This is a genomic window from Paraburkholderia acidicola (assembly GCF_002362315.1).
In the GTDB taxonomy this organism is placed as follows: Bacteria; Pseudomonadota; Gammaproteobacteria; order Burkholderiales; family Burkholderiaceae; genus Paraburkholderia; species Paraburkholderia acidicola.
On record NZ_MTZV01000003.1, the window covers coordinates 417585 to 439441 of the forward strand.

24 protein-coding genes and 1 tRNA gene are annotated in these 21857 nt (G+C 59.8%); 17 read left to right on the top strand and 8 right to left on the bottom strand.

The features are described 5' to 3' along the window. Window positions 1–80: 80 nt before the first annotated feature. The 3 genes from BWP39_RS09585 to BWP39_RS09595 all read left to right on the top strand — a co-directional run bounded on the left by BWP39_RS09585 (window position 81) and on the right by BWP39_RS09595 (window position 2080). Window positions 81–467: a MerR family transcriptional regulator gene (locus BWP39_RS09585; protein WP_096719435.1), complete on the top strand. Its 387-nt coding sequence runs from the start codon at window positions 81–83 to the stop codon at window positions 465–467. Between the two features lie 112 nt (window positions 468–579). Further along, window positions 580–1482: a hypothetical protein gene (locus BWP39_RS09590; RefSeq protein ID WP_096719437.1), complete on the top strand. Its 903-nt coding sequence runs from the start codon at window positions 580–582 to the stop codon at window positions 1480–1482. After that, entirely contained in the window at window positions 1442–2080 is a 639-nt protein-coding gene (locus BWP39_RS09595; RefSeq protein WP_133116845.1) for a hypothetical protein, read from the top strand. The genes BWP39_RS09590 and BWP39_RS09595 overlap by 41 nt, the downstream gene beginning before the upstream one ends. A 40-nt stretch (window positions 2081–2120) precedes the next feature. On the opposite strand, the gene BWP39_RS09600 is transcribed toward BWP39_RS09595, so the two are convergent. Then, window positions 2121–3470, bottom strand: a complete 1350-nt coding sequence (locus BWP39_RS09600; protein WP_096719441.1) for an MFS transporter — start codon at window positions 3468–3470, stop codon at window positions 2121–2123. A 61-nt stretch (window positions 3471–3531) separates the two neighbouring features. Further along, window positions 3532–4704 (bottom strand): M20 aminoacylase family protein, encoded by a 1173-nt coding sequence (locus tag BWP39_RS09605; protein ID WP_096719737.1) that lies wholly within the window; start codon window positions 4702–4704, stop codon window positions 3532–3534. Between the two features lie 146 nt (window positions 4705–4850). Between BWP39_RS09605 and BWP39_RS09610 the strand changes: the two genes are divergently transcribed. Then, window positions 4851–5801, top strand: a complete 951-nt coding sequence (locus BWP39_RS09610; protein ID WP_096719443.1) for a LysR family transcriptional regulator — start codon at window positions 4851–4853, stop codon at window positions 5799–5801. Window positions 5802–5808: 7 nt separating this feature from the next. Here BWP39_RS09610 and BWP39_RS09615 read toward each other — a convergent pair whose 3' ends face one another. After that, window positions 5809–6702, bottom strand: coding sequence for a LysR family transcriptional regulator ArgP (locus tag BWP39_RS09615; RefSeq protein WP_096719445.1), 894 nt, complete (start codon window positions 6700–6702; stop codon window positions 5809–5811). Between the two features lie 98 nt (window positions 6703–6800). On the opposite strand from BWP39_RS09615, the gene BWP39_RS09620 reads away from it, so the two are divergent. Beyond that, window positions 6801–7433, top strand: a complete 633-nt coding sequence (locus tag BWP39_RS09620) for a LysE/ArgO family amino acid transporter (RefSeq protein ID WP_096719447.1) — start codon at window positions 6801–6803, stop codon at window positions 7431–7433. Here BWP39_RS09620 and BWP39_RS09625 read toward each other — a convergent pair. After that, entirely contained in the window at window positions 7430–7930 is a 501-nt protein-coding gene (locus tag BWP39_RS09625) for a DUF523 domain-containing protein (RefSeq protein WP_096719449.1), read from the bottom strand. The genes BWP39_RS09620 and BWP39_RS09625 overlap by 4 nt on opposite strands. Window positions 7931–8149: 219 nt before the next feature. Between BWP39_RS09625 and BWP39_RS09630 the strand changes: the two genes are divergently transcribed. Next, window positions 8150–8311 carry a DUF1328 domain-containing protein gene (locus tag BWP39_RS09630; RefSeq protein ID WP_096719451.1) on the top strand — a complete coding sequence of 54 codons (162 nt, stop codon included), beginning with the start codon at window positions 8150–8152 and terminating at the stop codon, window positions 8309–8311. Window positions 8312–8367: 56 nt separating this feature from the next. Here the strand turns inward: BWP39_RS09630 and BWP39_RS09635 are convergent, their stop codons facing one another. After that, window positions 8368–9273, bottom strand: coding sequence for a LysR substrate-binding domain-containing protein (locus BWP39_RS09635; RefSeq protein WP_096719453.1), 906 nt, complete (start codon window positions 9271–9273; stop codon window positions 8368–8370). 120 nt (window positions 9274–9393) lie between these two features. On the opposite strand from BWP39_RS09635, the gene BWP39_RS09640 reads away from it, so the two are divergent. After that, complete coding sequence (locus tag BWP39_RS09640; protein WP_096719455.1) at window positions 9394–10317, top strand: EamA family transporter; 924 nt, start codon at window positions 9394–9396, stop codon at window positions 10315–10317. A gap of 19 nt (window positions 10318–10336) precedes the next feature. Here BWP39_RS09640 and BWP39_RS09645 read toward each other — a convergent pair whose 3' ends face one another. Then, window positions 10337–11830 carry an MFS transporter gene (locus tag BWP39_RS09645; protein WP_096719457.1) on the bottom strand — a complete coding sequence of 498 codons (1494 nt, stop codon included), beginning with the start codon at window positions 11828–11830 and terminating at the stop codon, window positions 10337–10339. A 210-nt stretch (window positions 11831–12040) separates the two neighbouring features. On the opposite strand from BWP39_RS09645, the gene BWP39_RS09650 reads away from it, so the two are divergent. Beyond that, window positions 12041–12131: transfer RNA gene (locus BWP39_RS09650), tRNA-Ser, on the top strand. A gap of 337 nt (window positions 12132–12468) precedes the next feature. Continuing rightward, window positions 12469–12768 carry a hypothetical protein gene (locus BWP39_RS09655; protein WP_096719459.1) on the top strand — a complete coding sequence of 100 codons (300 nt, stop codon included), beginning with the start codon at window positions 12469–12471 and terminating at the stop codon, window positions 12766–12768. A gap of 17 nt (window positions 12769–12785) precedes the next feature. Here the strand turns inward: BWP39_RS09655 and BWP39_RS09660 are convergent, their stop codons facing one another. Continuing rightward, window positions 12786–13112: a helix-turn-helix domain-containing protein gene (locus tag BWP39_RS09660; RefSeq protein WP_096719461.1), complete on the bottom strand. Its 327-nt coding sequence runs from the start codon at window positions 13110–13112 to the stop codon at window positions 12786–12788. Between the two features lie 258 nt (window positions 13113–13370). Between BWP39_RS09660 and BWP39_RS09665 the strand changes: the two genes are divergently transcribed. The 5 genes from BWP39_RS09665 (at window position 13371) to BWP39_RS09690 (ending at window position 18050) form a co-directional block, all read left to right on the top strand. After that, window positions 13371–13700, top strand: coding sequence for a hypothetical protein (locus BWP39_RS09665; protein WP_096719463.1), 330 nt, complete (start codon window positions 13371–13373; stop codon window positions 13698–13700). A 70-nt stretch (window positions 13701–13770) separates the two neighbouring features. Then, window positions 13771–14226, top strand: a complete 456-nt coding sequence (locus BWP39_RS09670) for a hypothetical protein (protein WP_133116846.1) — start codon at window positions 13771–13773, stop codon at window positions 14224–14226. Between the two features lie 40 nt (window positions 14227–14266). After that, window positions 14267–14638: a VOC family protein gene (locus tag BWP39_RS09675; RefSeq protein ID WP_207556704.1), complete on the top strand. Its 372-nt coding sequence runs from the start codon at window positions 14267–14269 to the stop codon at window positions 14636–14638. Window positions 14639–14759: 121 nt separating this feature from the next. Then, window positions 14760–15308, top strand: a complete 549-nt coding sequence (locus BWP39_RS09680) for a DUF6998 domain-containing protein (protein ID WP_133116847.1) — start codon at window positions 14760–14762, stop codon at window positions 15306–15308. A gap of 1395 nt (window positions 15309–16703) precedes the next feature. Beyond that, complete coding sequence (locus tag BWP39_RS09690; protein ID WP_096719473.1) at window positions 16704–18050, top strand: lipase family protein; 1347 nt, start codon at window positions 16704–16706, stop codon at window positions 18048–18050. 1005 nt (window positions 18051–19055) lie between these two features. Here BWP39_RS09690 and BWP39_RS09695 read toward each other — a convergent pair. After that, on the bottom strand, window positions 19056–20177 hold the full coding sequence (locus BWP39_RS09695) for a sensor histidine kinase (RefSeq protein ID WP_096719475.1): 1122 nt from the start codon (window positions 20175–20177) through the stop codon (window positions 19056–19058). Between the two features lie 128 nt (window positions 20178–20305). Between BWP39_RS09695 and BWP39_RS09700 the strand changes: the two genes are divergently transcribed. The 3 genes from BWP39_RS09700 to BWP39_RS32535 all read left to right on the top strand — a co-directional run bounded on the left by BWP39_RS09700 (window position 20306) and on the right by BWP39_RS32535 (window position 21789). Then, entirely contained in the window at window positions 20306–20686 is a 381-nt protein-coding gene (locus tag BWP39_RS09700; protein ID WP_096719477.1) for a response regulator, read from the top strand. Window positions 20687–20919: 233 nt separating this feature from the next. Continuing rightward, on the top strand, window positions 20920–21210 hold the full coding sequence (locus BWP39_RS09705) for a hypothetical protein (protein WP_096719479.1): 291 nt from the start codon (window positions 20920–20922) through the stop codon (window positions 21208–21210). Window positions 21211–21501: 291 nt separating this feature from the next. Continuing rightward, window positions 21502–21789, top strand: coding sequence for an HNH endonuclease (locus BWP39_RS32535; RefSeq protein WP_328590120.1), 288 nt, complete (start codon window positions 21502–21504; stop codon window positions 21787–21789). Window positions 21790–21857 lie beyond the last annotated feature (68 nt).

Here is a 21857-nt window from a genome sequence, read left to right on the forward strand (position 1 = left end):
CTCCTGGATCGTGAAGACATACGCAGTCTGGAGCCTGACACTGATGTGAGGGTCAAGCGATAAGTGCTATGCTTTTTCGCATGACCCAATCTATTGAGCAAAAGCTGCTGTCCATCGGCGACCTGGCACGACAGACCGGCGCAAGCGTGCGTTCGATCCGCCACTACGATGAACACGCCCTGCTAACCTCCGTGCGCGCAACCAATGGCTACCGGGTGTTTCCGATCGCAGCGATCACGCAGGTCCGGCAGATTCAGCGCATGATCGCGACGGGTTTTAGCCTGGCCGATATCCTCTCGTTTCCCGACTGTATGCGCATGATCGAAGGCGCGGGAACATGCCCTGAAACTTCCGCGGCTCAACGCAAGCGACTGGCTTCGATCGAGCGTCAGATAGCGGATCTTGAACGTCGTCGTGCGCGTTTGCTGAAGACGCTGGCTGAAGGGGCGGTTCCGCCTTTAGACTAACTATCGTGAAGCGGGCGACAGATCCAGCTTCTCGCTTACTACCGCTCACTTCCCCTCACAACTCTCCGACGTCCGCTTCGGCCGACTGCGGCTCATTCAGGGAATTCACAACATGACGATTGCAGACGACCTCGGCCTGCTGATGCAAAACCACGATGATGAACCTCAAGCAGCTGCCGAGGCCCTTCACAAGATTGCAGAGCTGGACGTACCCACGGATCAGCTCGGCCGCTTCACATGGCTCGTGGACCACGTGATTGGTGAGAAATTCGATCGGTGGTCCGAGGCCCATGAATTGATCGTAAAGGTTATTTCGCGGCATGCTTCGTTGCCTCAACCTGCGCTTCGCCACGCCGCTGTAGCGGCGCATCTTAGTGGCAACCTGCTTGCTGGCATGGCGCTGGAACGCCGCATGACGCAAGATAGCGTACGCGCGGATCAGGCAACTATCGCCGTGCGCGCGTCTGCTATCAGTTTCTCTATCTCGCCAGCTCGTGCGGTAGACGCGGCGGTGGCTTTGCTGTCGATCACCGAAGGTGTCGAGCAGTGGGGCGATGCAAGCGGCGTCGACGCTACGATTGCCTCAAGCCTGAACAACGCCGTCTCCGCTCTATTGGAACTGGATGATGAAACCGTCGGCCACGCCGATGTGCGTGTTGCAATGATTCAGGGAGCGGCCGCAGCCCGGACGCTTTGGCAGCGTGCAGGAACGTGGGTCAATCACGAGCGGGCCGACTATTTATGTGCGCTGGTTTTCAACCGTATTGCCGACTATGCGAACGCGCTCGAAGCAGCCGAACGTGGTCGGCAGCTGATCGAGACGAATGGCTCCGAAGACGTGGATCGTGCGTTTCTGCTGCTCGAGTCTGCGCGTGCGCTCATTGGTCTTGCGCGGAAGGCGGAAGGCGTCGAGCGATTGCGGCAAGCGGAAACCATCACTCAGGAGTGGAACGATGAAGGACTAACGAAGTGGTTTGAAGAAAAGGCACAACCGGTTCGCGATCTGGCTGGTTGATGTTCGGTCGAATCCGCACAGCGTTTTCTATCGAGAGAAAGCCATGCACCACGACGAACTCCTGCAGATTTCCCGCCAGCTTTCGCCCGCGGATGTCTGCGCGGAACTCCTTGCCCTAAGCGTGGTGGAATACAGTTACTCGCCCGAATCGAGAATCACGCTTGAACTTGATGGCGCGGCGGCAAAACTCACCGACACAGGCCGAGGGATGCGATTGACGCCGGATCGTGGGGACACGCTCTCGCATGCCGAGCGGGCGCTTACCGGCTTCTATCCGTGCCTTCCCTCAAGTCCTGAGATCGAGTCGACTCTTCGCGAACTGGTTTGGGGCGAGCGAGGATCGATAGGGCCGTCCCTTGCCAACTTCGCTTGCCCATCGTTGACGTTCACCAGCATGAGGGGCGGCGAAGTGTGGTCGCAAGGCTATGGCTATGGAAAACCCGCTGGCCCGGCCGCGAGACTGGGTACGTCCGAGACAACCGGGACCATCATTGACTTCAGAACGGCAGGGGCAATCGACCACACCACGATCTCGTCGCTCGCCGACGCCTTGCGCGCCCGTATTCCTGGGCTTGTCATCACGCTTCGATTCCAGTGAATGCGCGGGTGAATTCAATTGCGAGTCTGCGTCCCCTGAACTAATCAATCGCCCTCCCCGCCGTTTCCCGCATAAACGGCAGCGGCAACAACGACACCAGGCTACAGCCGATCAGATACCACGCAGGCGCCAGGTTATTGCCCGACAACTGGATCAACCACGTCGCGAAGAACTGCGCAAAACCACCGAAGATCGACACGCCGATACAGTAGACAATCGACATCCCCGTCGCCCGGATGGCGCGCGGAAACAGCTCCGGCAACATCACGATGTTCGGCACCGCGGTAAACGCGACCAGCACCGCGAGCCCCGACACCACGGCGAGCAGTACCGGCACGGTCGGCGTCGCGTTGATCGCCATGAACGCGGGATACACCGCGAGGATCAGCAGCACGCGCGAAATCCACAACACGCGCTTGCGGCCCACGCGGTCCGACAACGCCCCCGCGAGCGGCGAGCACACCACCGTGACCGCGGCCGCGGCCCACGATGCCCACAGGGCGAGCGCCATCGGTAGATGCAGGATGCGGATCGCGTAAGTGGACAGGTAGAACAACACGATGTAGTTCGCCGCGGTGCCACCGATCGTCGTGAGCACGCCGCACACGATCGCAGCGAAATGCCGACCGAAGAGGTCCCGGACCGGTTGCATGATGGTCGCGAGATCGGGCTGCGCGGGGCCAGATACGGCCAACGGTAACGTCTCGTCGAGATGACGGCGAATATAGATGCCGACCGGCCCCATCGCCATGCCGATCACGAACGGCACGCGCCAGCCCCAGCTTTCGAGTGCCTGCGGTGACAACCATCCCGCAAGCGCCACGCCGAGCAGCGATCCGCACGCGATGTTGAGCCCCTGGCTCACGAACTGCCAGCTGCCGTAAAAGCCGCGCGTGCGATCGCTGCCGTACTCCAGCAGCAGCGACGTCGATGCACCGATTTCGCCGCCGAGCGCGAAGCCCTGCACGAGCCGCGCTGCGATCACCAGCAGGGGCGCTGCGACACCGATCGCGGCGTAAGTCGGCGCGAACGCGATCATCGCGGAACCGAGCGTCATCAGCCACAGCGTCGCGCTCATCGCCGCCTTGCGGCCCGCCCGGTCCGCATACGCGCCAAGCACGATGCCGCCGATCGGACGCATGATGAAACCGACACCGAACGAGCCGACGGCTAGCATCAATTGTGCGAGCTGTCCTTCCACCGGAAAGTACAGCTTGCCGATGATCGTCGCGAAGAAGCTGTACACCGTGAAATCGAAAAACTCGAGGCCATTGCCGAGCGTGATTGCGGCAATCGCTTTTGCACGGTGTGCGGGCGTCGTCGTGCGGTTATCCGACACGTCTTGCGCGGATTCCGTCGATGGCGCAGTCGGTGCAGCTGGATAGTTCATGCCTGTTTCCTCCCGGTTGCTGCATCCTGCATCGCGTGTGCGTACGTGTTCGTGCGCGTGCTCAGACCAGAAACGATTCGGCCAGCCGCACCCAGTACGCCGCGCCCGTTGCGAGGCACGCGTCGTTAAAGTCGTAGCCAGGGTTGTGCACCATGCAGCCGCCCTCGCCATCGCCGTTGCCGATGATCAGATAGCTGCCCGCACATCGCTCGAGCAGGAACGCGAAGTCTTCGCTGCCGGTAAGCGGCTCCATGTCGGGCAGCACACCGGTGTCTCCTACCCAGTCGAGTGCGACCTGCTTCGCAAAGCCGGTCATCGCCACATCGTTGACGAGCACCGGATAGCGCCGCTGATAATCGATCTCCGCATGCGCGCCGTACACCGCGGCCTGGGCGTGGATCACCTCGGTGATGCGCTGCTGCAACTGATCGCGTACCTGCGGCTTCAATGCGCGCACCGACAAACGCATCTCAGCGCTTTCGGGAATCACGTTCGGCGCTTCGCCCGCGTGGATCGCGCCGACCGTGATGATCGCCATGTCGAGCGGTGCGATGTTGCGCGCGACGATGGTCTGCAGCGCGAGCACGATTTGCGCGCACACGACGACTGGATCGATGGCCTTGTGCGGCATCGCGCCGTGGCCGCCGCGGCCGGTCACCTTCGCGATCACCGTATCCGACGAGGCCATGAATGGCCCGGGCAGGAAGCCGAACTTACCGGTGGGAAAGCCTGGCATGTTGTGCATTGCAAAGACCGCATCGCAAGGGAAATGCTCGAACAGACCGTCTTCGAGCATTTTCTTCGCGCCTGCCAGACCTTCTTCGGCGGGCTGGAAAATCAGGTTTAGCGTGCCGTCGAATGTGCGCTCTTGGGCGAGATGTTTTGCAGCGGCGAGCAGCATTGCTGTGTGGCCATCGTGGCCGCATGCGTGCATCTTGCCGGGAATCGTACTCGCGTACGGCAGGCCGGTTTGCTCGTGGATCGGCAGTGCGTCCATATCGGCTCGCAGGCCAAGCCGGCGCGCACCACTGCCTACTTTCAGTTGCCCCACGACGCCGGTCTTGCCGAGCCCGCGATGGACTGTGTAACCCCACTGTGTGAGACGTTCGGCGACGAGATCGGCCGTTGCAAATTCCTCGTATGCGAGTTCAGGATGCGCGTGAATTTTCTGCCGTAGAGCAATCATTTCCGCTTCGAGAGCGGCAATGCCAGCCGGAATGACCATCGTGTTCATGTTCGTGCCTCCACCCATGTCGGTATCGGACCAGCATAGCCGCCGATATTTTTGACGGGCAGGCGTAGAATCGTCGCAATGGCAACCTGTGGTTGCCACCCTTACCCGGCTTACCCGGCTTACCCGGCTTACCCGGCTTTGCGTCTATGAAACTTCACCAGCTCAGCACACTTGCGGCAATCGCCGACACCGGCAGCCTGCGCGCCGCCGCCCGTTCGCTCGACGTTTCGCCGGCAGCCGTGACCAAGGCCGTGCGCGAACTCGAAGCGGATCTGCATACGCCGCTCGTGATCCGCAATACCAACGGCATTACCTTCACCGAATACGGTCGCGTGCTCGTCGTGCATGCGCGGCTCGTGCTCGGGCAGCTCGCGCGCGCCGAAGCCGAACTCGATGCGATGCGCGGTGCGGCGGCCGGCAAGCTGTCGATCGGTGTCACACCGTGGGTCGCGTTGACGTTTCTGCCGGCCACCGTGTTGCGCTTTCGCGAGCGGATGCCGGAGGTGCAGCTTGAATTCTTCGAAGGGCTGCTTGCGGTCGTGCAACCGCGGCTGCGCGACGGCACGCTCGATTTTTCGATCGGCCGGCCACCGCCCGCGTCACCGCAATCGGAGTTTCATCATGAGCCGCTGTTCTCGACACATTCTGCGGTGATCGCGCGACGTGGTCATCCGCTCGCCAACTGCCGCTCGCTGCTCGAACTCGAAAACGCGGAATGGGTGTTGAACTGGGACCCGGCGAGTCGGGAATCGATGGCGGACAACCTGTTCCTGCGACGCGGCATGCGCGTGCCGCGCACGATCCATCTCGCGCACTCGTTTGCGATTCTGACCGGGTTGATCGCTCACACGGACATGCTCAGCATCTGTCCGTGGCCGCTCGTCGAGCTGAGTATGGCGAAGGAAAATCTGTGCGCACTGCCGCTGCGCGAAACTGTCGATGAAACCACGGTCAGCGTCACCGCGCGGCGCAGTTCGCCGCCGGGGCCGGCTGGCAGGTGCTTTCTCGACTGCCTGCATGAGGTGATCGACGAAGGTGCGCGCTCGCGGGACCCGGATATGCGTCGGTTGTTTCATTCGATTGAATTGCTGTTGTAGCCCACCACTAGTCCAGATAGTCCACAGCCTGTTTTCGCAACATCGCACCGAAGTCATCGAGCCATTCGATCGACAGCCGCCAGCTCTGCCAGTACAGATCGATGTCGACATGCTTGCTGGGCGCGAACTCGACGAGTTCGCCGCTTGCCAGATACGGCGCGATCATCCGTTCCGGACACATTCCCCATGCAAGCCCGATCACACACGCGCGCAGAAAACCCGCGACGTTTGGAATCCAGTGCATCGGCGGATCGATCTCTGCCCGCGTGATGCGCCGGATAAAGCGTTTCTGCAACTGGTCCTTCGGATTGAACTCGACGCTCGGCGCGTTGCGCAACGCGTCGCGACTCACGCCCGCCGCGAAGTAGCGCGCATGAAACGCCGGCGAACAGACCGCGTGATAGCGCATCCTGCCAAGCCGCACTGAGCGGCAGCCCTGCACCGGCTCCGCCTGGGTCGTCACAGCGCCTTGCACGCTGCCATCGCGGATATGTTGCGCAGTGTGGTCCTGATCGTCGATGACGAGATCGAGCAGGACCGATCGCTCGATGCAGAAATCGGCCACCGCATCGAGAAACCATGTGCCGACACTGTCGTCGTTGACCCCGATACGCAAGGTCGGCCACCCGCCTTCCTGCGCGCCAGGCAGCGCGGGCATCCGGCCGCCCAGATCGGCTTCGAGTAACTGCACGCGCTCGGTGTGCCGGCACAACAGCGCCCCCGAAGCTGTCGCGACACACGGTTGCCCGCGCTTCACCAGCACACTGCCGACCCGCTCCTCAAGCAGCTTCACCCGCTGAGATACCGCGGAGGGCGTGACGTTCAACGCCTTCGCCGCGCGATCGAACGAACCATGGCGCACCACCGCGGCCAGTGCATCGAGCAGTGCGTAGTCGAGCATTAGCGTTCCTTAATCTACGTTAGTGAAATTAGCTTTTGTTACTTCCATCGATGCCACAGACTAGCGCGTCTCCTCACCTTCCGTCTACTGGATCGACTATGTCCTGGCTGGCTTTCTCTCACGGCGCGGCGCTGTGCGCGTCGTTGATCGTGACCATCGGTGCGCAGAACGCGTTCGTGCTCAGGCAGGGCATCATGCGCTCGCACATCGGCAAGATCATCGTGCTGTGCATGTTGTCGGATTTCGCGCTGATCGCGGCTGGCGTTGGCGGTGCGTCGGCGCTTGTCGAGCGTTATCCGACGTTCGTGCACGCCATGCTGTACGCCGGGCTCGCCTATCTTGCGTGGTTTGGTATCAGCGCGTTGCGCCGCGCATGGCGGCCCGGACATGCTGCGCTCGACGCCAACGCTTCAAACACGCCGACGATGCCGACACAGCAAACCCAGCGCACCTGGCCGATCGTTCTGACGACGCTCGCGCTTACGTGGCTCAATCCGCACGTGTATCTCGACACATTCCTGTTGATCGGCACCGCCGGCGCACGCGAACCGATCGAGGCGCGCACGGCGTTCGCACTCGGCGCGATGGTCGTCAGTGCGGTGTGGTTCGTTGGTGTCGGCTATGGTGCGCGCGCACTCGCGCCGTTGTTTCGCCGGGCGGGTGCGTGGCGTGTGCTCGATGGCGCGATCGGCAGTATGGTTTTGTTGATCGCTGTCACGCAGTTGCGCTAGTTCCCCGCTTCGTCGTGTGCGATGTGTGCTGCCAGATCCTCGATCTGCGCGGGCGCGAATACCACGATGCCATGCTGACGCAACAACGCGGCAGTCACACCCGCACCGGAATGCATCGTGCCGCTGAAGGTGCCGTCGTACAGGAAACCGCTACCGCACGATGGACTGCCGTCGGCGAGTAGTGCATAGCGACATCCATGTGCCTGAGCCTGATCGAGCGCGGACCGCGCGCCTGCGACGAACATCGCCGTAACGTCAGCGCCCACGTCGTCTTCGATCGTCGCGGCAGCGGCAAGCACGTCATCACCGCTGCGCCGTAACTGGATCTCTGCCGGTCTGCGTGGCGTGTCAAAACCGCCCGCAACCTCCGGGCACACGATCACAAGCCGCCCCTCGTCGGACCATCGTTGCCACAGTGCGTTGCGAATGGTTTTCGCCTTGCCGTCATAGCGCACCGGCAAACCGGCAAGGCAAGCACTGACGAGTATCTTCTGCATTGTGTTTAAGGGAGATGGGTAGTCCCTCGCGGGGCGTGTCGCGAAGTCGTTCGAGTCACTCGAACCGTGAGCTTGCCTACGTATGCCTCGATTGGCAAATCACAAGCTGCGGCACGGCTGGGCACAGCAGTTGCTGATGCATGTCGCGGTCCGGCGAACCACGCCAGATGCCGACTGCCAACCCTAAACTATTCCAGCCAGCCATCGGTGGGAGGTCTCATGCTTCGATACGCTGCAATCTTCTTCGTCATCGCGATCATCGCCGCGGTATTCGGCTTTGGCGGCATCGCGGCCGGCGCCGCGGAAATCGCCAAAGTCCTGTTCTTCATCTTTGTCGTGATCTTCCTCGTGACCTTGCTGATGGGAGTTATCCGGCGTTGATGTGGGTATCGGAGTGACGGCAAGGTGCGCACGCTCCGGTCCGCAACACGGTTCGATCAGTGCGACGCCGCATCTTGCTCAAGCGCAGCGTCGCCAGATGCATCGATGTTCAACTCTTCGCACAGGAAGTCATACAGTGTCCGCACAGCCGCCGCCTGCGCGCCAGGCGTCTCGCGCATGAACAATGCAAAATCGGCGCGAGGCGGCTCGGGCAGGCGATCGCCACGACCCAGCACCCGCATCGATTCGTGACGGATGTTGCCGTCGAGCAGCACCGACACACCCAGCCCAGCCTCGACCGCCGACTGCACCGCCGGCAGACTCGTGCTCGTGCAAACGATGCGCCACGCGACACCCGCACGGCGCAGCGCAGTCAGCACGCTCTGCTGCCACAGACAGCCGCCACCGAATGCGACGACCGGCAACTCGTCGTCGGCGAACGCATCGAAGCCGCGCGCACCGACCCAGAAAAGCGGCTGGGTCCAGCTGACGAGTGGCACTGCATCGACGAGCGCCGGATCGGCGACGATCACATCGAGCGCGCCTTCGGCGAGCCGTGCCGACAGCACGCTGCTCGTATCGACGACGATCTCCAGCGCGACCTGCGGATAGGCAACCGAAAAGCGCCGCAGCGCACGCGGCAGACGACCGACCGCGATGTCCTCGAGCATCCCGAGACGTACCGTGCCCGACACCTGCCCGGCGCTCAGCGCGCGACGGGCGTCGGCGGAGGCGCCGAGGATCGTATGTGCGTACGGCAACAGCAGATGTCCCGCTTCCGTGAGCCGCACGCCGCGCGGCGAACGATCGAGCAGACGCTGACCGACTTCGTCTTCCAGCCTGCGCAGCTGCATGCTGACCGCCGCCTGGGTCCGCGCGAGACGCGCCGCCGCGGCGCTGACTGCGCCAGTTTCCGCCACTGTCACGAATGCGCGTAGTAGCGCGCTGTCCAGGTCTCGCATTATCAGCATCCCTGATACGGCCATAAGGAATATCAGCTTATCTTAATCAGGTGAGCGCCGATATGATGGGGCGAATGCGGCTCATTGAAGCATCGTTGCAGGTTTATCAAAGGTTTCGTCATGGTTGAAGACACGCTGGTTTCGCCGCCCGCCTCACGCTCGACATTCGCACTTCAAAAACCGCCCGCGAAATCGCGACGCGCCGTCGGCATGGCGGCTCTGCTTGCCATGCTGTCGATGTCGAGCGTGCAGTTCGGTGCCGCGCTATCGGCCCCGACGATGACCGCGTTCGGCTCGTTCAGCACGACGTGGCTACGGCTTTGCTGGGCCGCTGTCGTGCTCGCTGTGGTGGTACGACCGAAGCTGCGCGGCTACGCGCCCGCACACTGGTTAGCCGCGCTTGCGCTCGGTGTCGCGATGGCGGGCATGACGCTGTGCTTCTTTGCCTCGATCGAACGCATTCCACTGGGACTTTCTGTCGCGATCGATTTTCTCGGCCCACTGACGGTCGCGACCATCGGTGTGCGCCGCTGGCGCGCACTGGTCTGGCCGCTGCTCGCGATTGCCGGTGTGCTGCTGCTTGCCCGGAGCGGAACCGGGTGGATTGGAGGATCGGTGGCGGAGTCGCTTGGTGTGCTGCTGGCAGCCGGCGCGGCGCTCGGCTGGGGCAGCTACATCGTGCTGATGAAAAAAACCGGCGCCGCGTTCGAGGGACTCGAGGGACTGTCGATTTCGCTGATCGCGGCCGCGCTCGTCGCTACACCGTTTGGGTTGATCGACAGCGACGGCCACATCCCGCCGATGCAACTCGCCGCAACCGCCGGCCTCGCGCTACTCGTTCCGCTGCTGCCCTACGCGCTCGAAATGGTCGCGTTGCGGCAGATGCCGGCTGCGGCGTTCGGCATCCTGATGAGCGTGGAACCGGCGATCGGCGCGCTCGCGGGGTTCATCGTTCTGCATCAACCGATGACCGCGTTGCAACTCGTGGGCATGGTGTGCGTGGTGTGTGCGAGCGTCGGTGTCATCGCGGCGGCGACACGCTAACGAGCCACGCAACGCTGCGCTAGGCCGCTTTCTGCGCAACGACGTCGACATAGTCCTCACTGTCGACGTCGTAACCGGACGGCTCCCAGCGAATGGCGAGCAACGTTAGCAGCGAAGTCAACGGAGCCAGCGCGATGACCCAGAAGACCTTCGTACCGAGCGCCGCGGCAAGTACCGGAAAGAGAAACAACGATACCGTCGACGCAGCGCGCACGAGCGTCTGGTTCAAACCGACACCGATACCGCGTAGCGAAGTCGGATAGCTGAGCGACGCGTAGGTCATAGAATGCGAGCCGGGACCAAAGCCCTGCCCGAACAGATACGCACCGAGCAGCAGGATAGCGAGTCCAACATAAACCGGCGCGGCCGGCTTGCCGATCGACGCGAGCCCGATCAACGCGACGAACTGCAGCGCAACGCCGAACAGCGTCATCTTCCATGCGCCGATGCTATGTGCCGTGCGCACGCCGATCAGACCGCCGACAAACGCAAACAGCAGATTCAATGCAAGCGAGGCGACGATCGTCGTGAGCGGTCCCTGCTGCAGAAAACTCGCGATGATCACCGGCAGGCCGAAGATCACGGCGTTATAGCCAAACGACGAGGCCGCGCCGATGACCGCGGCCAGCACCGTACGCCGCCGATAGGTCGCGTTAAACAGCACCGCGTAGTTGCGCCAGGTTGCGGCGCGCGGTGCGCGAACGGGCGTCGCGTCGCGCTCGACCACCGTATCGATGCCATACGTGCGCTTCAGGATGCGTGCTGCGCCCTCGAGGTCGCCCTGATTCGCAGCCCACACCGGCGACTCGCTGATATAGCGGCTGCGAACCGCGATGATGACGAGCGCCGGCACGGCGCCGAACGCCAGGGTCAGCCGCCACAACCAGCCGAGATGCGCGGGCGGTAGCAGCGCATATAAACTGAGGATCAGCAGATAGCAGAAACTCGTGGCCGCATACCACGCGGGGCACCACGCTGCGACGGCGGCCGCCTTGTTGCCCTTGCCCGACACACGCGAGAACTCCGCGAGAAACGCCATGGCGACCGGCAGATCGAGACCAACGCCGAAGCCCATCAGAAAGCGCGCACCGCCGAGCACCCATGCGTTCGGCGCAAGACCAGCGGCGATCGCCGCGACGACGAAGAACAGCATGTCGGCCATAAACACGCGATATCGCCCGATGCGGTCCGTCAGATAACCGCCGACCGCAGCACCGAGAATCGCACCGAATGTGATCGCCGACGCGACGAAACCGACCTGCACGGGGCTCAATGCGAACTGCCGCGCGATGTCCTTGATGCCGTAGGCAAGCGACGTCAGATCGTAAGCATCGAGAAACACGCCACCGAGTGCGATCGCGATGACGATGCGTGCGTGGCTACCCGGTTTCGCGCCCGCGTTGACGAGACGCGAGACGTCCTGTGCGGAGCGGATGACGGTGGGGGACGACTGATGCGATGTGTCGGCGGCTGCGACTTCGCGCGCGGATGGGGAAAGCGTGACGGTGGACATGATTCAGCAGGCGCTCAGCGACCGGATAGATTCGAAGATCCGATGCTACCGAGCCGCCCGTGCGCGCCCAAACGATGATTTCGACTATGCAAATCGCGTATTGCAGAGGTGGATGACAGGTACGGCGTGCGGTGGTTGCGGGGGTGCAGTCTCGGTCCGTCTTCGTCGGGGTGGCGCACGGTCCAGAGTTTGCTATAATGCGCGTCCACCGGAGAGATGGATGAGCGGTTTAAGTCGCACGCCTGGAAAGCGTGTATAGGTTAATAACCTATCCGGGGTTCGAATCCCCGTCTCTCCGCCAAAGTGGCTCATAATCCCTTGATTTTACTACAAAATCAGGGGATTTTTGCTTTTGACTATCAAATTAACTCACAACCCCTTTGATCCCCAGAAACGGGTTGCGACAGCGCAATTTGTGCTGCGTTGCAGCAAAATGATGTATAATGGGGTCGTATCGGTATGGTTTCATGGACACCCCACATGTCGATACGAATCTTTCAAACCTTTCAACTCTTGAAAGTCAGGTAGTCGACCCGCGTCGGGCATCATTCGGCGCCCCGTCTTAGACATTCCCTCATTGCGTCCAACGTATCCGAAACCCTTCGGAGGCGTTCGCTCGCCTACTGGAAACGCTCATCATGAAATTGACCCATGCCGACAATGTCGAGCCGCTGTTTTCGCTCGGCCATATCCTGATTACACCGGCTGCCATCGCCACGCTGCATTCTGCGGGCTTCTCTCCGATTGATCTCCTGCTTCGACATGTTCAAGGGGACTGGGGCGAACTCGACGATTCGGATAGGAAACAAAACGACCGGGCTCTTGAGGCCAGGGAGCGATTGCTATCCGCGTACACACTACCGACGATGATCCGGATATGGGTGATAACCGAGGCGGACCGGTCAGCGACGACCATCCTGCTGCCGCGAGAATACTAGCGAGGAAAGCGCTAAACCTAGATTGCCCGCAGTTCGTCGTCGACTCCTGCCCACCGTATCGCTTGGTCAAGCAGCGCCGCCTTCCGCTCATCATCGAGCCTGTGAAACGCAGCTATTAGCTTGGCTTCAGTATCCCGCTCTGCATAAAAGAAGCAAGTTGGGAGCCGCAGCGCTTTCGCGATGCGAGCCACCATCGGGAAATCTGGTTCGTGCTTGCCACGCTCGTATTGGTTCATACGAGCACTCGCGGACATTTCGTCGATACCTGCAAGTACCCCGAGCTTCTCTTGGGAAAGCTTGGCGGCCTTACGAGCTTGTTTGAGCCGTTTCGTGAATACCGACATGCGATGTATCCCCTCCGAAAGGGAACCATGCTGTCGATCAAAAGTATTTGATACACTAAGACTTTCTTAGTATTTGCCAGTCACTGATGCAACTACCCAGATGACTAGATCTGCTCGTTCAAACGGCCGGGGTTGGCGACGGTGCCGCCAAGGTGAGGAGAAGGCGAAGCTCGGTATCCGCCTCAAACCGCTCACGCAGGCATGGCGAACGGAGGGAGGCATACCCCATACCCACTTATTCATAGGAAGCAACTCTGTATGAAGAAACGCACCTTGTTGATACGGGTAGTTCGTTCGTCGATTCTTCTGGTCGCAATCATTGCGGGAGCGATATACGGCATCGATCAATGGCAGGCACGCGATCTGGTCAGATCGCAGGTCGAGGGGGCTGAATTCCAGCACACACATTATGGAAAGGGTTCCGGCGTATTTTGCGGCGAGGTGTCGGGCATTAATGGCTTCGGAACCAGAACGCCCTTCACTCGCTTCGTGCTTGATGGTGCCGTATTGACCGTTGCACCCATGACCTTTCACCAGGAGGAAATCGATGCATTCGAGAATTTGTGGAAAGTGCAATGCGAGCAGTAACGCCACCTGATTTATCTGCGCCCACACAGAGAAGATCGCTTACATGCCTGTGACCTGCATAGGCAACGCGGTGGAATATGAAGACGAAGTCACCGATGAACCACAGATGCACGCCGCGATTGACGTGCGTTTTTCTAACCGGGGAACAACCATGAGAAACATCGTTCAGAGCAAAACCACCCTTCTCCTGCTGGCTTTGATCAGCGCTTCCGCGGGCGCACAAACAGTCTACGATGCGCGGCAGCAGCTTTTTGGCGTGATCACGGATCAGGCATGCGCCGTATATGCCGAAGTTGGGGGAGCCGTTGCTAAAGCAAATGCCAAGGGTACAAAGCGCGCGACTGTCAAAGCGCGTGCCTCTCGCGCCGTGGGGGCAGACGGCAGGCCACTGACGCAGAATCCCGACGCCCTCAACCTGACGTTTGCGATCATCGACGCCGTGTACGAACAGGGCGCAAAGACTGATGAGGAAGGCAACGTCATCGGTCGCCAGATTTGTACACAAACGATGGCGATTGGTGAATGATCTCCCACTTCGATCAAGGCATCTCATCATGATCTCGAGCGTGAATATTCTTGTACCTGTTGAGTACGATCTCTACGCGAGCGTCGTCGATTTCTATCGCACAACGGTGAGACTCAGCACTCATTCAACAGGAGTATCTGTCCAGGGTAACCCGTGGCACTCCTTCCTCATTCGCGGGATTAGCATGACCATTCATACCGGTCGGGACCGCGAGTTCCCGTATCCAGAATTTCGCCCGACAGGGCACGGGATCGCGCTTGCAATTGAAGTGCAGAGCGTAGATCAGGAAGTAAAGAGGTTGGAATTGCTCGGCGTCACGCCTCGGAACAGGCTGAACTACGCGGATGGGATGAAAGCAGTATCTATTATCGACCCCGCTGGGAATGTTCTGGAGATCTGGGGCTACTCCTGAAAAGGGGTGCCAGTAACCCAAGAGACGCATCCGAAACCAAGCCTGAAGGCTTGACAGTTCTTCTCGCGTAACGCTACAACACACCGTAATCAGGGGACGAGAGAACTTTAAGGAAATATATATGCGTTCTGACGATATTCGAGCGCAGAGTCCGCTCGGGCTGCTGACAATGTATTCCTGCATTTTGTATGAGCTACAACGCCACGGGGTTGTGCGTTCGTACAACAACCCTGTGGGCGACGTCGCAGAATGGATGGTTTCTAAGCATCTGAAGTTAGAACTGATGCCACCATCCTGGAAAAATTTCGACGCTGTTGACAGCGAAGGGAGGCGTTACCAGATCAAGGCTCGCCGCCTCTGGGGAAAAAACAGGTCCACCCAGTTTACGATTCGCAGTACGGAGAAAGACCTTTTTGACTTTCTCGTCTGCGTAATCTTCGAAGATGATTTCATTGTCCGTAGGGCCGTGGCTATTCCGCTCCCCCTCCTTCGAGTGATTGGAAAACCAACCTCTGATCCGAACACTCGTCGGTTCAATTTTGCGCGTGACGTCCTTTCGCTGCCCGGTGTTTTTGACATCTCGGAGATCTTGAGTACGTTTCCGCTTACCGAGCAGGAAGAAGAACTGTATAGCAGACTTTGCCGCATACAATTACCGAAAGAGGTATAGAACCGCACGAAGAAAGACTGCCGTTATGGCTACACTCACCTTCTCACGAATACCCAATTGAGCAATCCGAAGGTTATGGGAGTTTCATATGGTGCCGGGGACCGAACTCGAACCGATAGCTGTGGCGGCATTTCGTGTTGTCGTGGGGAGTTTATGGGGAGTGCGGACGCGAAAAGCACTAGCCCGCTAACCGGGGCCACTCCAGGAACAGCGCCCCACTGCAGAGAATTGCCCGCATCCGGTCGACCGCAGTCGTACCGGACCAGAACTCGGTCCTCGCCAAGAGCAGTCGATCAATCCGGAGCTACGCCGTACGATCCTCCCGGTATCGCAAATCGACACCCGGGAAAGATTCGCTTTATCGCAATCCTCATTCGAATCACAATCCTGCTACTGAAATTCGCCTTTCATACCGTAATTGGTCCGATCGCATAACGATCCACCCTACTTACGGCACTGAACGATGGCAACCGCTTGGAATATAAATGACTGATATCCCAGAGGAATCGCGGTCGCAGGATCGCGTGGCAGGGCAAGGCGAGTCACCCACTACTCCCATGTGGCAAAGATTCCTCCTGCTCGCGGCAGCGGGTGCGGTAGTCGCAGGTTTTGCGCTTCTTGGCGCCTGGAGTCTCTACTGCCGCGATCTAGTCAAGGCCGTACTATGGTCCCTTCTCTCTGGCACTGAAGGCATCTACTACGCGGCGGCCAACTCGCCTGACCTGTTCTGGAGCCTGCTCCTCGCATATGTTGCGGTGGTCTTCATCGTCTGCCGATATACTCAGTTTCGACTTACCTGGCCGCGATTTGCGATCGGAATCGTCGCGGGTTATACCTTGGCTGCCCTGATTACAGGGATTTTCGTAAGCCCAGACTCGTGCAATCTTTTCTGAAGCGACCTTCTCCTGTTCAGAGCGGTGTCTGTCAGTGGGGCAGTGTTGACATTCCTCTGCCCCTTTTCCGGGACAGCAGCGGGGAACATACGCCGATGATGCAGCAGTATCTGCGCCCCGTCTGACAAGGCTTTGATTGACGAGCTACGCCATCAGCTACGCTCACTATTTTCCTGTCGGCCCGCTATCGACCCTGAACGGTCTCTCGCTATACCCTGAAGCGAACCTTTCCACGCAGTGGCCATACGTGCCTTCCAGCGATAGAAAGCCAACGGATTGCTGCTCAGAGGCAACTGGGCATTCGGTCGCACCCCGCTGCGAATGATCCCGCGTTCGCAAATGTTGAAACATGGCCGCGGTCGAGCTTCGAACTCACGACGAACCAAGCGTAAACCCAAACAGCGTAAACCACCACTTGAGGGAAAAATAACAACGCTGTTACGATGAAAAAATAACACTAGCGTTACATAAAGTGACTGATCTAACTCATTGGGAGCGTGAGATGTCGGAGACAAAAAACGTAGAGCGTCGTTGGCGTGCAGTTGCGAGGCAGCGAGTAGCCCTGATTGCTGCGTCGCTGGTGATCATAGGCGCAGCAAGTTCGGCCGAAGCACGGGTCCCACCCGGGCAAGATCCGTTCTATCAGTACAGCGGTAGCACGCCTCTGGCGGACATCAATCCGGGTACGGTGCTGAAGACGCGGACCGTTCCGTACCACGTCCTCGGCTTTCCACTGCCGATCAAAACCACACAGCTGTTGTACCGCTCGACAGGGCAGCTCGGGCAGCCGACCGTGAACGTCACCTCGGTGATCCAGCCGGCCTTCAGAATCGGTCCGCAGAAGCTGATTTCGTACCAGTCGGTCTATGACTCGCTGAACCCTGATGATGAGTCGTCTTACGCGATCTCAGGCGGACTGACCCTTGGTGGATTGATTCCGGATATCGAGACGGTGCTGCTCGCTCCGTTCCTGTTGCAGGGCTACAGCATTGTGATCTCCGATACCGAAGGCCAGCAGGCAGATTTCCTCGCCGGGCGGGAGTACGGCATGAACGTACTGAATTCCTTGCGAGCAACGTTTAACTCGCCGGCGGTTGGTCTGCCCGGTGACACCAAAGTCGTCCTGGTCGGCTACTCCGGTGGTGCGATCGCGAGCGAGTGGGCGGCCGAACTGGCACCCTCCTACGCGCCCGACGTGGACCGGCACATCATTGGCTCGTCGATCGGCGGTGTATTTGTGGATCCAGCGCGCAACCTGCGCTACATCAATGGTAGCCTGGTATGGGCGGGACTCACGCCGATGGCGCTCGTCGGTATGTCACGTGCGTTCAACGTCGATCTGACGCCCTACCTCAACGAGCACGGTAAAGCTGTTTTCGAGCAGCTGCAGAAAGCCTCGATCCTCAACGTGCTGGCGCAGTACCCCGGACTGACGTGGGCGTCGATTGCCGGGCCGGAGTACCAGACGCCAGAGAAGATCCCGGCGTACGTGAAAATGATGAATGACCTGATCATGGGAACGGGTGGTACGCCGTCGGCCCCGATGCTGATTCAGGAAGGTACCGGTGGCGACCTTGTGGGTACGTCGGGAAACCAGCCCGGGTTCGGTGCTGGCGACGGCGTCATGATCGCGGGCGACGTCCGGACGCTGGCTCGCGACTATTGTTCGCGTGGGGTCAAGGTTCAGTACGGCGAGACTCCGCTTCTCAGCCATACTCCTGATGCTCTGCTGGCATGGATTCCCGAAACACTGCTCTGGGTCAACGCGCGGTTCGCGAACCTCACGCCACCGCAAAATTGCGGGCAGATCCCAGCCGGCAATTCGCTCGCCCCGATTCCTGCCCTCTAGGCACTGCTCAAAGCCTACCGGGTTGCAGTGCCTGTGAAGGCCAGGCGGATGAGCTGCATCGATGCATCGAGAACTAATTGAGGCAGGGCGGCCATATATTCCGGTCGCCCCACTTTGTTGACGATCCGGACGCTGGCATCGACCGGCCGAAAGTGGCCGGGAGCCGAAGATCGAGCCAATCGACGACACACCACACTGGTAAACTCGTGCGGCCAAAGCAACTTTACATCGGACTTATGAACGGACCAGCTACCGCTCCTGCCGCCACATCGTCTGCGGCCCATTCACCCGTGATGCAGCAGCGTCTCCACCCCGCCTGATAAGGCTTTGACCGATGACCTACGCCATCGGCTGCGCCGACTAATTTTCTGTCCACCCACTATCGACCGAGGTTCTCTATGCTGCCGTCGAATCGGTTATCGAAAGCGGAGTTCTGCGATCAACTCGACGCGTCGGAGAACCTGCGATGCCGGATGCGACAGGAACGCGTGCGGATTGGCGCGATCGAGAGCACCGGCGAGCGTCACAATCAATGTGTTCCACGACCCCGTGAGATACGACTCAACTTCTCCAAGCCCATCACCATTGCTAACGAAATCCCGCCGAAGGCAAGAATTGCGCCGATGTAGAGCAGGTCCATAGTGCGTCTCCCAATGTGGTTTTATATCTTTCATCTTGGCTACAAATTCGTAAATTGTGCGTCAAAAGATCAAGGATATTTATAAACAAAGAGCAAAAACGGGTCGAATGTTCGCGCCAACTTCGGAACGGCTCTCGTCCCCCCTTTGAGACACTCACTCAACGTCATCCGGACGGCTGCCTGAGCGCACGAGGGAGACATTCGGACGACCAATCATCCAAGGACAATTGTCAGGCACCTGCCGCCGCGCAAGGCTATGTAGCGAAGCGAAGGCTTTGCCGCGTGATCGTGAACGGCAGCCCCTGCACTTAAAGGGGCTCACGCGAAGGTGCCCGGACGGCCGAGCCGGGGGTACATCACGAACGCTACTGGCGACGAGGCAGGCGCACAGCAAACACGGTTTGTGCCTCGTCGGACTGCGCCTCGATCTCGCCTCCATGGGCCTTGGCAATCTCGCGCGCGATATACAGACCGAGCCCCAGGTTGCCGTCGGCGCTATATGAGTCTTGCTGATTCAGGCCACGTTGAAGCGGGTCGAAGATCCGTTGCAGAGTCGTTCGATCGATGGCAGCTCCCTGGTTTCTGACCTCGAAACGAACTTTCCGCTCTTCGCCGGTCATTACGACTCGCACGGGCGCGTCCGGCGCTCCGTATTTGATCGCATTCAACACCAGGTTGCCGAGCAGCTGCTGCAAACGACGGCCGTCCCAAACTCCCCGACAGTCCCCTTCCACATCCAGATCGATCTGACGGTCTGGGTGCGCTGCCCGCAACTGGTCGAGCTCGTCGGCAAGCAGTTTCTCCAGGTCGCCATCTGTCGGCGCGATATTGATCCCCAAACCCAGCCTGGTTCGATTGAAATCAAGCATATCGTTCAGAAGCGCCTGCATGCGAGCGCCGCTCCTGATCAAGCGGGATGCCGCTACTGAAACCTGCTCCCCAGCGTTCAATGCTGCCAGATACTGGGCCGTCATCACGATGGTCTGTAGTGGGCTGCGCATGTCATGCCCGAGCATGCCAAGCAGGAGGTTGCGAGCCTGATCTACCTGTGCACTGAAAAACTCGACCGATTCGGCAAGCGCCTGATCGATTGCCTCGTTGAACCGGATCACATCCTCCGGATGCGGTGCTTCGGGCTGACATTCGTCCATCCAGAGGCGCAGGACGCTCGCGCGCAAGGCTCGGTACTCTGCAGCCAACTGGTTAATGTCGAATCCGCCTCGTGCCCGCACAAGGGCATGTGTCTGCGCAGCTGTTTCTGGAGCCCCAATCAGCACGGGGGCTCGTCCCATCGATTTTTCGGCTTGGGCTTTCCTCGTCTGGGCCGTCGACAGATCCTTCGCTACGGCGTGCAGAATCTGTTGCGCATGATCTCGCAGAGCAAGCGATTTCATGTCCCCGGCAGCCGGCAACAGCGTAGCGGCGAACGTCTCCCACTGCACCAGAATCGTTTCCATGTCACGCAGGATGAAATCAGCCAATCGCATGTTTAACCTCAAAGAAGCGGAAAAAGTCAGTAGGGGCAGATCCCAAAATCTATATTACGCGCAAGTAGCTGCGTTGATTCTATCGGGTCCCCAAATTGCTCGACACAAGGGCAACCTACAGGAACCCAATGTCCACTGCGAAAGCTGTGCGCTTACTCATCGCGGACGACGACCCGGATCTGGTCGATGCCTACGTGCTGTTCTTCGCGACTTACGGTTACATCATCCAGACGGCTGTAGACGGTGTAAGCGCGTTCGCCGCGTACTACGCCTGGTGTCCTGATGTGGTGATGCTCGATATCCAGATGCCCCGTATGGACGGTCACGCGGTGGCGAGAGAAATCCGGCGCACGGGTGTCATTCCCAGCCCGTTGTTGCTGGCGGTAACCGGACTGCGTGCCCGCTCCGAAAGGGCCGAATCGTTTAAGGCCGGTTTCGATCACCACTTTGTAAAACCGGCCCAGCTGTCGGTCATTGCGGCTGCAATAGCGTCCCGCCGAGGCATTTGAGACTGGACGTTTTACGGGAAAAAGAAAGCGGCGTTGAGCGGCTGCTTCCGACGGGCGTCTGACAGACCGCGTGACCTGTCCAGGCGTTTCGTAAACGCCATGCATAGTCGGTCCGGATGACGGCGGCTGTTGGCGAGAATGTTCTTGCGTGCGACCGTGCCAAAAATTCGGACCACTGACGGTACTTGGTGCCGGTGATGGTGACTTATTGAAAATAGAGCGGGAGAGCTGGAATGCCAAAGAAATCTATTTCCGGTGCCGCAATGGCGCTGGGCCGTATGACATACATGCTGGAACTGGTAAGGGGCAGTTCGCATATCGCCAGTACGCGCAAACCAGAGACATTGAACGGCGCAATCGCCGAGGTGCTTGAGGGGTTCTGCCAGTTGCACGGCGTGCCGGGATTGGGCGTTTTCCGAGAGATCCTCGCACAGGACGTCGGGCGACGGGGGAATCTGGGTGCCGCTTCCGCTGTACGCAGTTTTAGTCTGGGCGAGCACGCGAAGCGGACGTCCAACTCCTGACCTTGACCGGCTCTTGATGGCCGACCGCTGCCCCTCGCTGCCCGGGCGCAACCCAGAACAGCGATTGACAATCGAAGAATTCGGTGGCACCGGGGACCGGACTCGAACCATTATCTGTGACGGTGTTCTTCGTTGGCATGGGGAGTTTATGGGGAGTGCTGAGGCGATTGCGAGAGCCGCGCCCACCGCGGGGGACGACGTTTGGGTTTGAGCCGCCCCTATGAGTGGCCGCGTCCAGTCGAACGCAGTCGACTTTGGGCCAGCGGCAACAAAGTATGCGACAACCACCAGTTGCACGCTCGAACCGTTAACCGATGTGCGAATCCTGATTGCGGAGCCGTCACAAGCGGGCAGACTGATGATCCGTACAGTGCTGTCAACGTCGGCGAAGCCGCGCACATTTATGGAGCGCATCCGGGTTCCGCGCGCTACGACCCGAGGATGACCTCAGACGAACGAAGTGCCATTTCCAATGCGATTTGGCTTTGTAGCAATTGTCATAAATTGGTTCTAGCATGTGCGGGATCAGCGTTGTGGCATCGACCGCTTCGCCGTAGGTCGCGGCGTGTAATTTCCTGACCGACCTGATTGGTCGTGTCCTGCGAGCTATCCCGCAACGCGATAACCGTATTACCATTGGCGCTGCC

What these genes read in the sequence shown, in the direction of transcription:
- BWP39_RS09700 (WP_096719477.1), top strand. Translation starts at nt 20,306, where the DNA reads ATGTCCACTGCGAAAGCTGTGCGCTTACTCATCGCGGACGACGACCCG.
- BWP39_RS09645 (WP_096719457.1), bottom strand. Translation starts at nt 11,830, where the DNA reads ATGTCCACCGTCACGCTTTCCCCATCCGCGCGCGAAGTCGCAGCCGCC.
- BWP39_RS09665 (WP_096719463.1), top strand. Translation starts at nt 13,371, where the DNA reads ATGAAGAAACGCACCTTGTTGATACGGGTAGTTCGTTCGTCGATTCTT.
- BWP39_RS09610 (WP_096719443.1), top strand. Translation starts at nt 4,851, where the DNA reads ATGAAACTTCACCAGCTCAGCACACTTGCGGCAATCGCCGACACCGGC.
- BWP39_RS09660 (WP_096719461.1), bottom strand. Translation starts at nt 13,112, where the DNA reads ATGTCGGTATTCACGAAACGGCTCAAACAAGCTCGTAAGGCCGCCAAG.
- BWP39_RS09705 (WP_096719479.1), top strand. Translation starts at nt 20,920, where the DNA reads ATGCCAAAGAAATCTATTTCCGGTGCCGCAATGGCGCTGGGCCGTATG.
- BWP39_RS09605 (WP_096719737.1), bottom strand. Translation starts at nt 4,704, where the DNA reads ATGAACACGATGGTCATTCCGGCTGGCATTGCCGCTCTCGAAGCGGAA.
- BWP39_RS09615 (WP_096719445.1), bottom strand. Translation starts at nt 6,702, where the DNA reads ATGCTCGACTACGCACTGCTCGATGCACTGGCCGCGGTGGTGCGCCAT.
- BWP39_RS09655 (WP_096719459.1), top strand. Translation starts at nt 12,469, where the DNA reads ATGAAATTGACCCATGCCGACAATGTCGAGCCGCTGTTTTCGCTCGGC.
- BWP39_RS09620 (WP_096719447.1), top strand. Translation starts at nt 6,801, where the DNA reads ATGTCCTGGCTGGCTTTCTCTCACGGCGCGGCGCTGTGCGCGTCGTTG.
- BWP39_RS09600 (WP_096719441.1), bottom strand. Translation starts at nt 3,470, where the DNA reads ATGAACTATCCAGCTGCACCGACTGCGCCATCGACGGAATCCGCGCAA.
- BWP39_RS09640 (WP_096719455.1), top strand. Translation starts at nt 9,394, where the DNA reads ATGGTTGAAGACACGCTGGTTTCGCCGCCCGCCTCACGCTCGACATTC.
- BWP39_RS09585 (WP_096719435.1), top strand. Translation starts at nt 81, where the DNA reads ATGACCCAATCTATTGAGCAAAAGCTGCTGTCCATCGGCGACCTGGCA.
- BWP39_RS09630 (WP_096719451.1), top strand. Translation starts at nt 8,150, where the DNA reads ATGCTTCGATACGCTGCAATCTTCTTCGTCATCGCGATCATCGCCGCG.
- BWP39_RS09695 (WP_096719475.1), bottom strand. Translation starts at nt 20,177, where the DNA reads ATGCGATTGGCTGATTTCATCCTGCGTGACATGGAAACGATTCTGGTG.
- BWP39_RS09680 (WP_133116847.1), top strand. Translation starts at nt 14,760, where the DNA reads ATGCGTTCTGACGATATTCGAGCGCAGAGTCCGCTCGGGCTGCTGACA.
- BWP39_RS09625 (WP_096719449.1), bottom strand. Translation starts at nt 7,930, where the DNA reads ATGCAGAAGATACTCGTCAGTGCTTGCCTTGCCGGTTTGCCGGTGCGC.
- BWP39_RS09635 (WP_096719453.1), bottom strand. Translation starts at nt 9,273, where the DNA reads ATGCGAGACCTGGACAGCGCGCTACTACGCGCATTCGTGACAGTGGCG.
- BWP39_RS09590 (WP_096719437.1), top strand. Translation starts at nt 580, where the DNA reads ATGACGATTGCAGACGACCTCGGCCTGCTGATGCAAAACCACGATGAT.
- BWP39_RS09690 (WP_096719473.1), top strand. Translation starts at nt 16,704, where the DNA reads ATGTCGGAGACAAAAAACGTAGAGCGTCGTTGGCGTGCAGTTGCGAGG.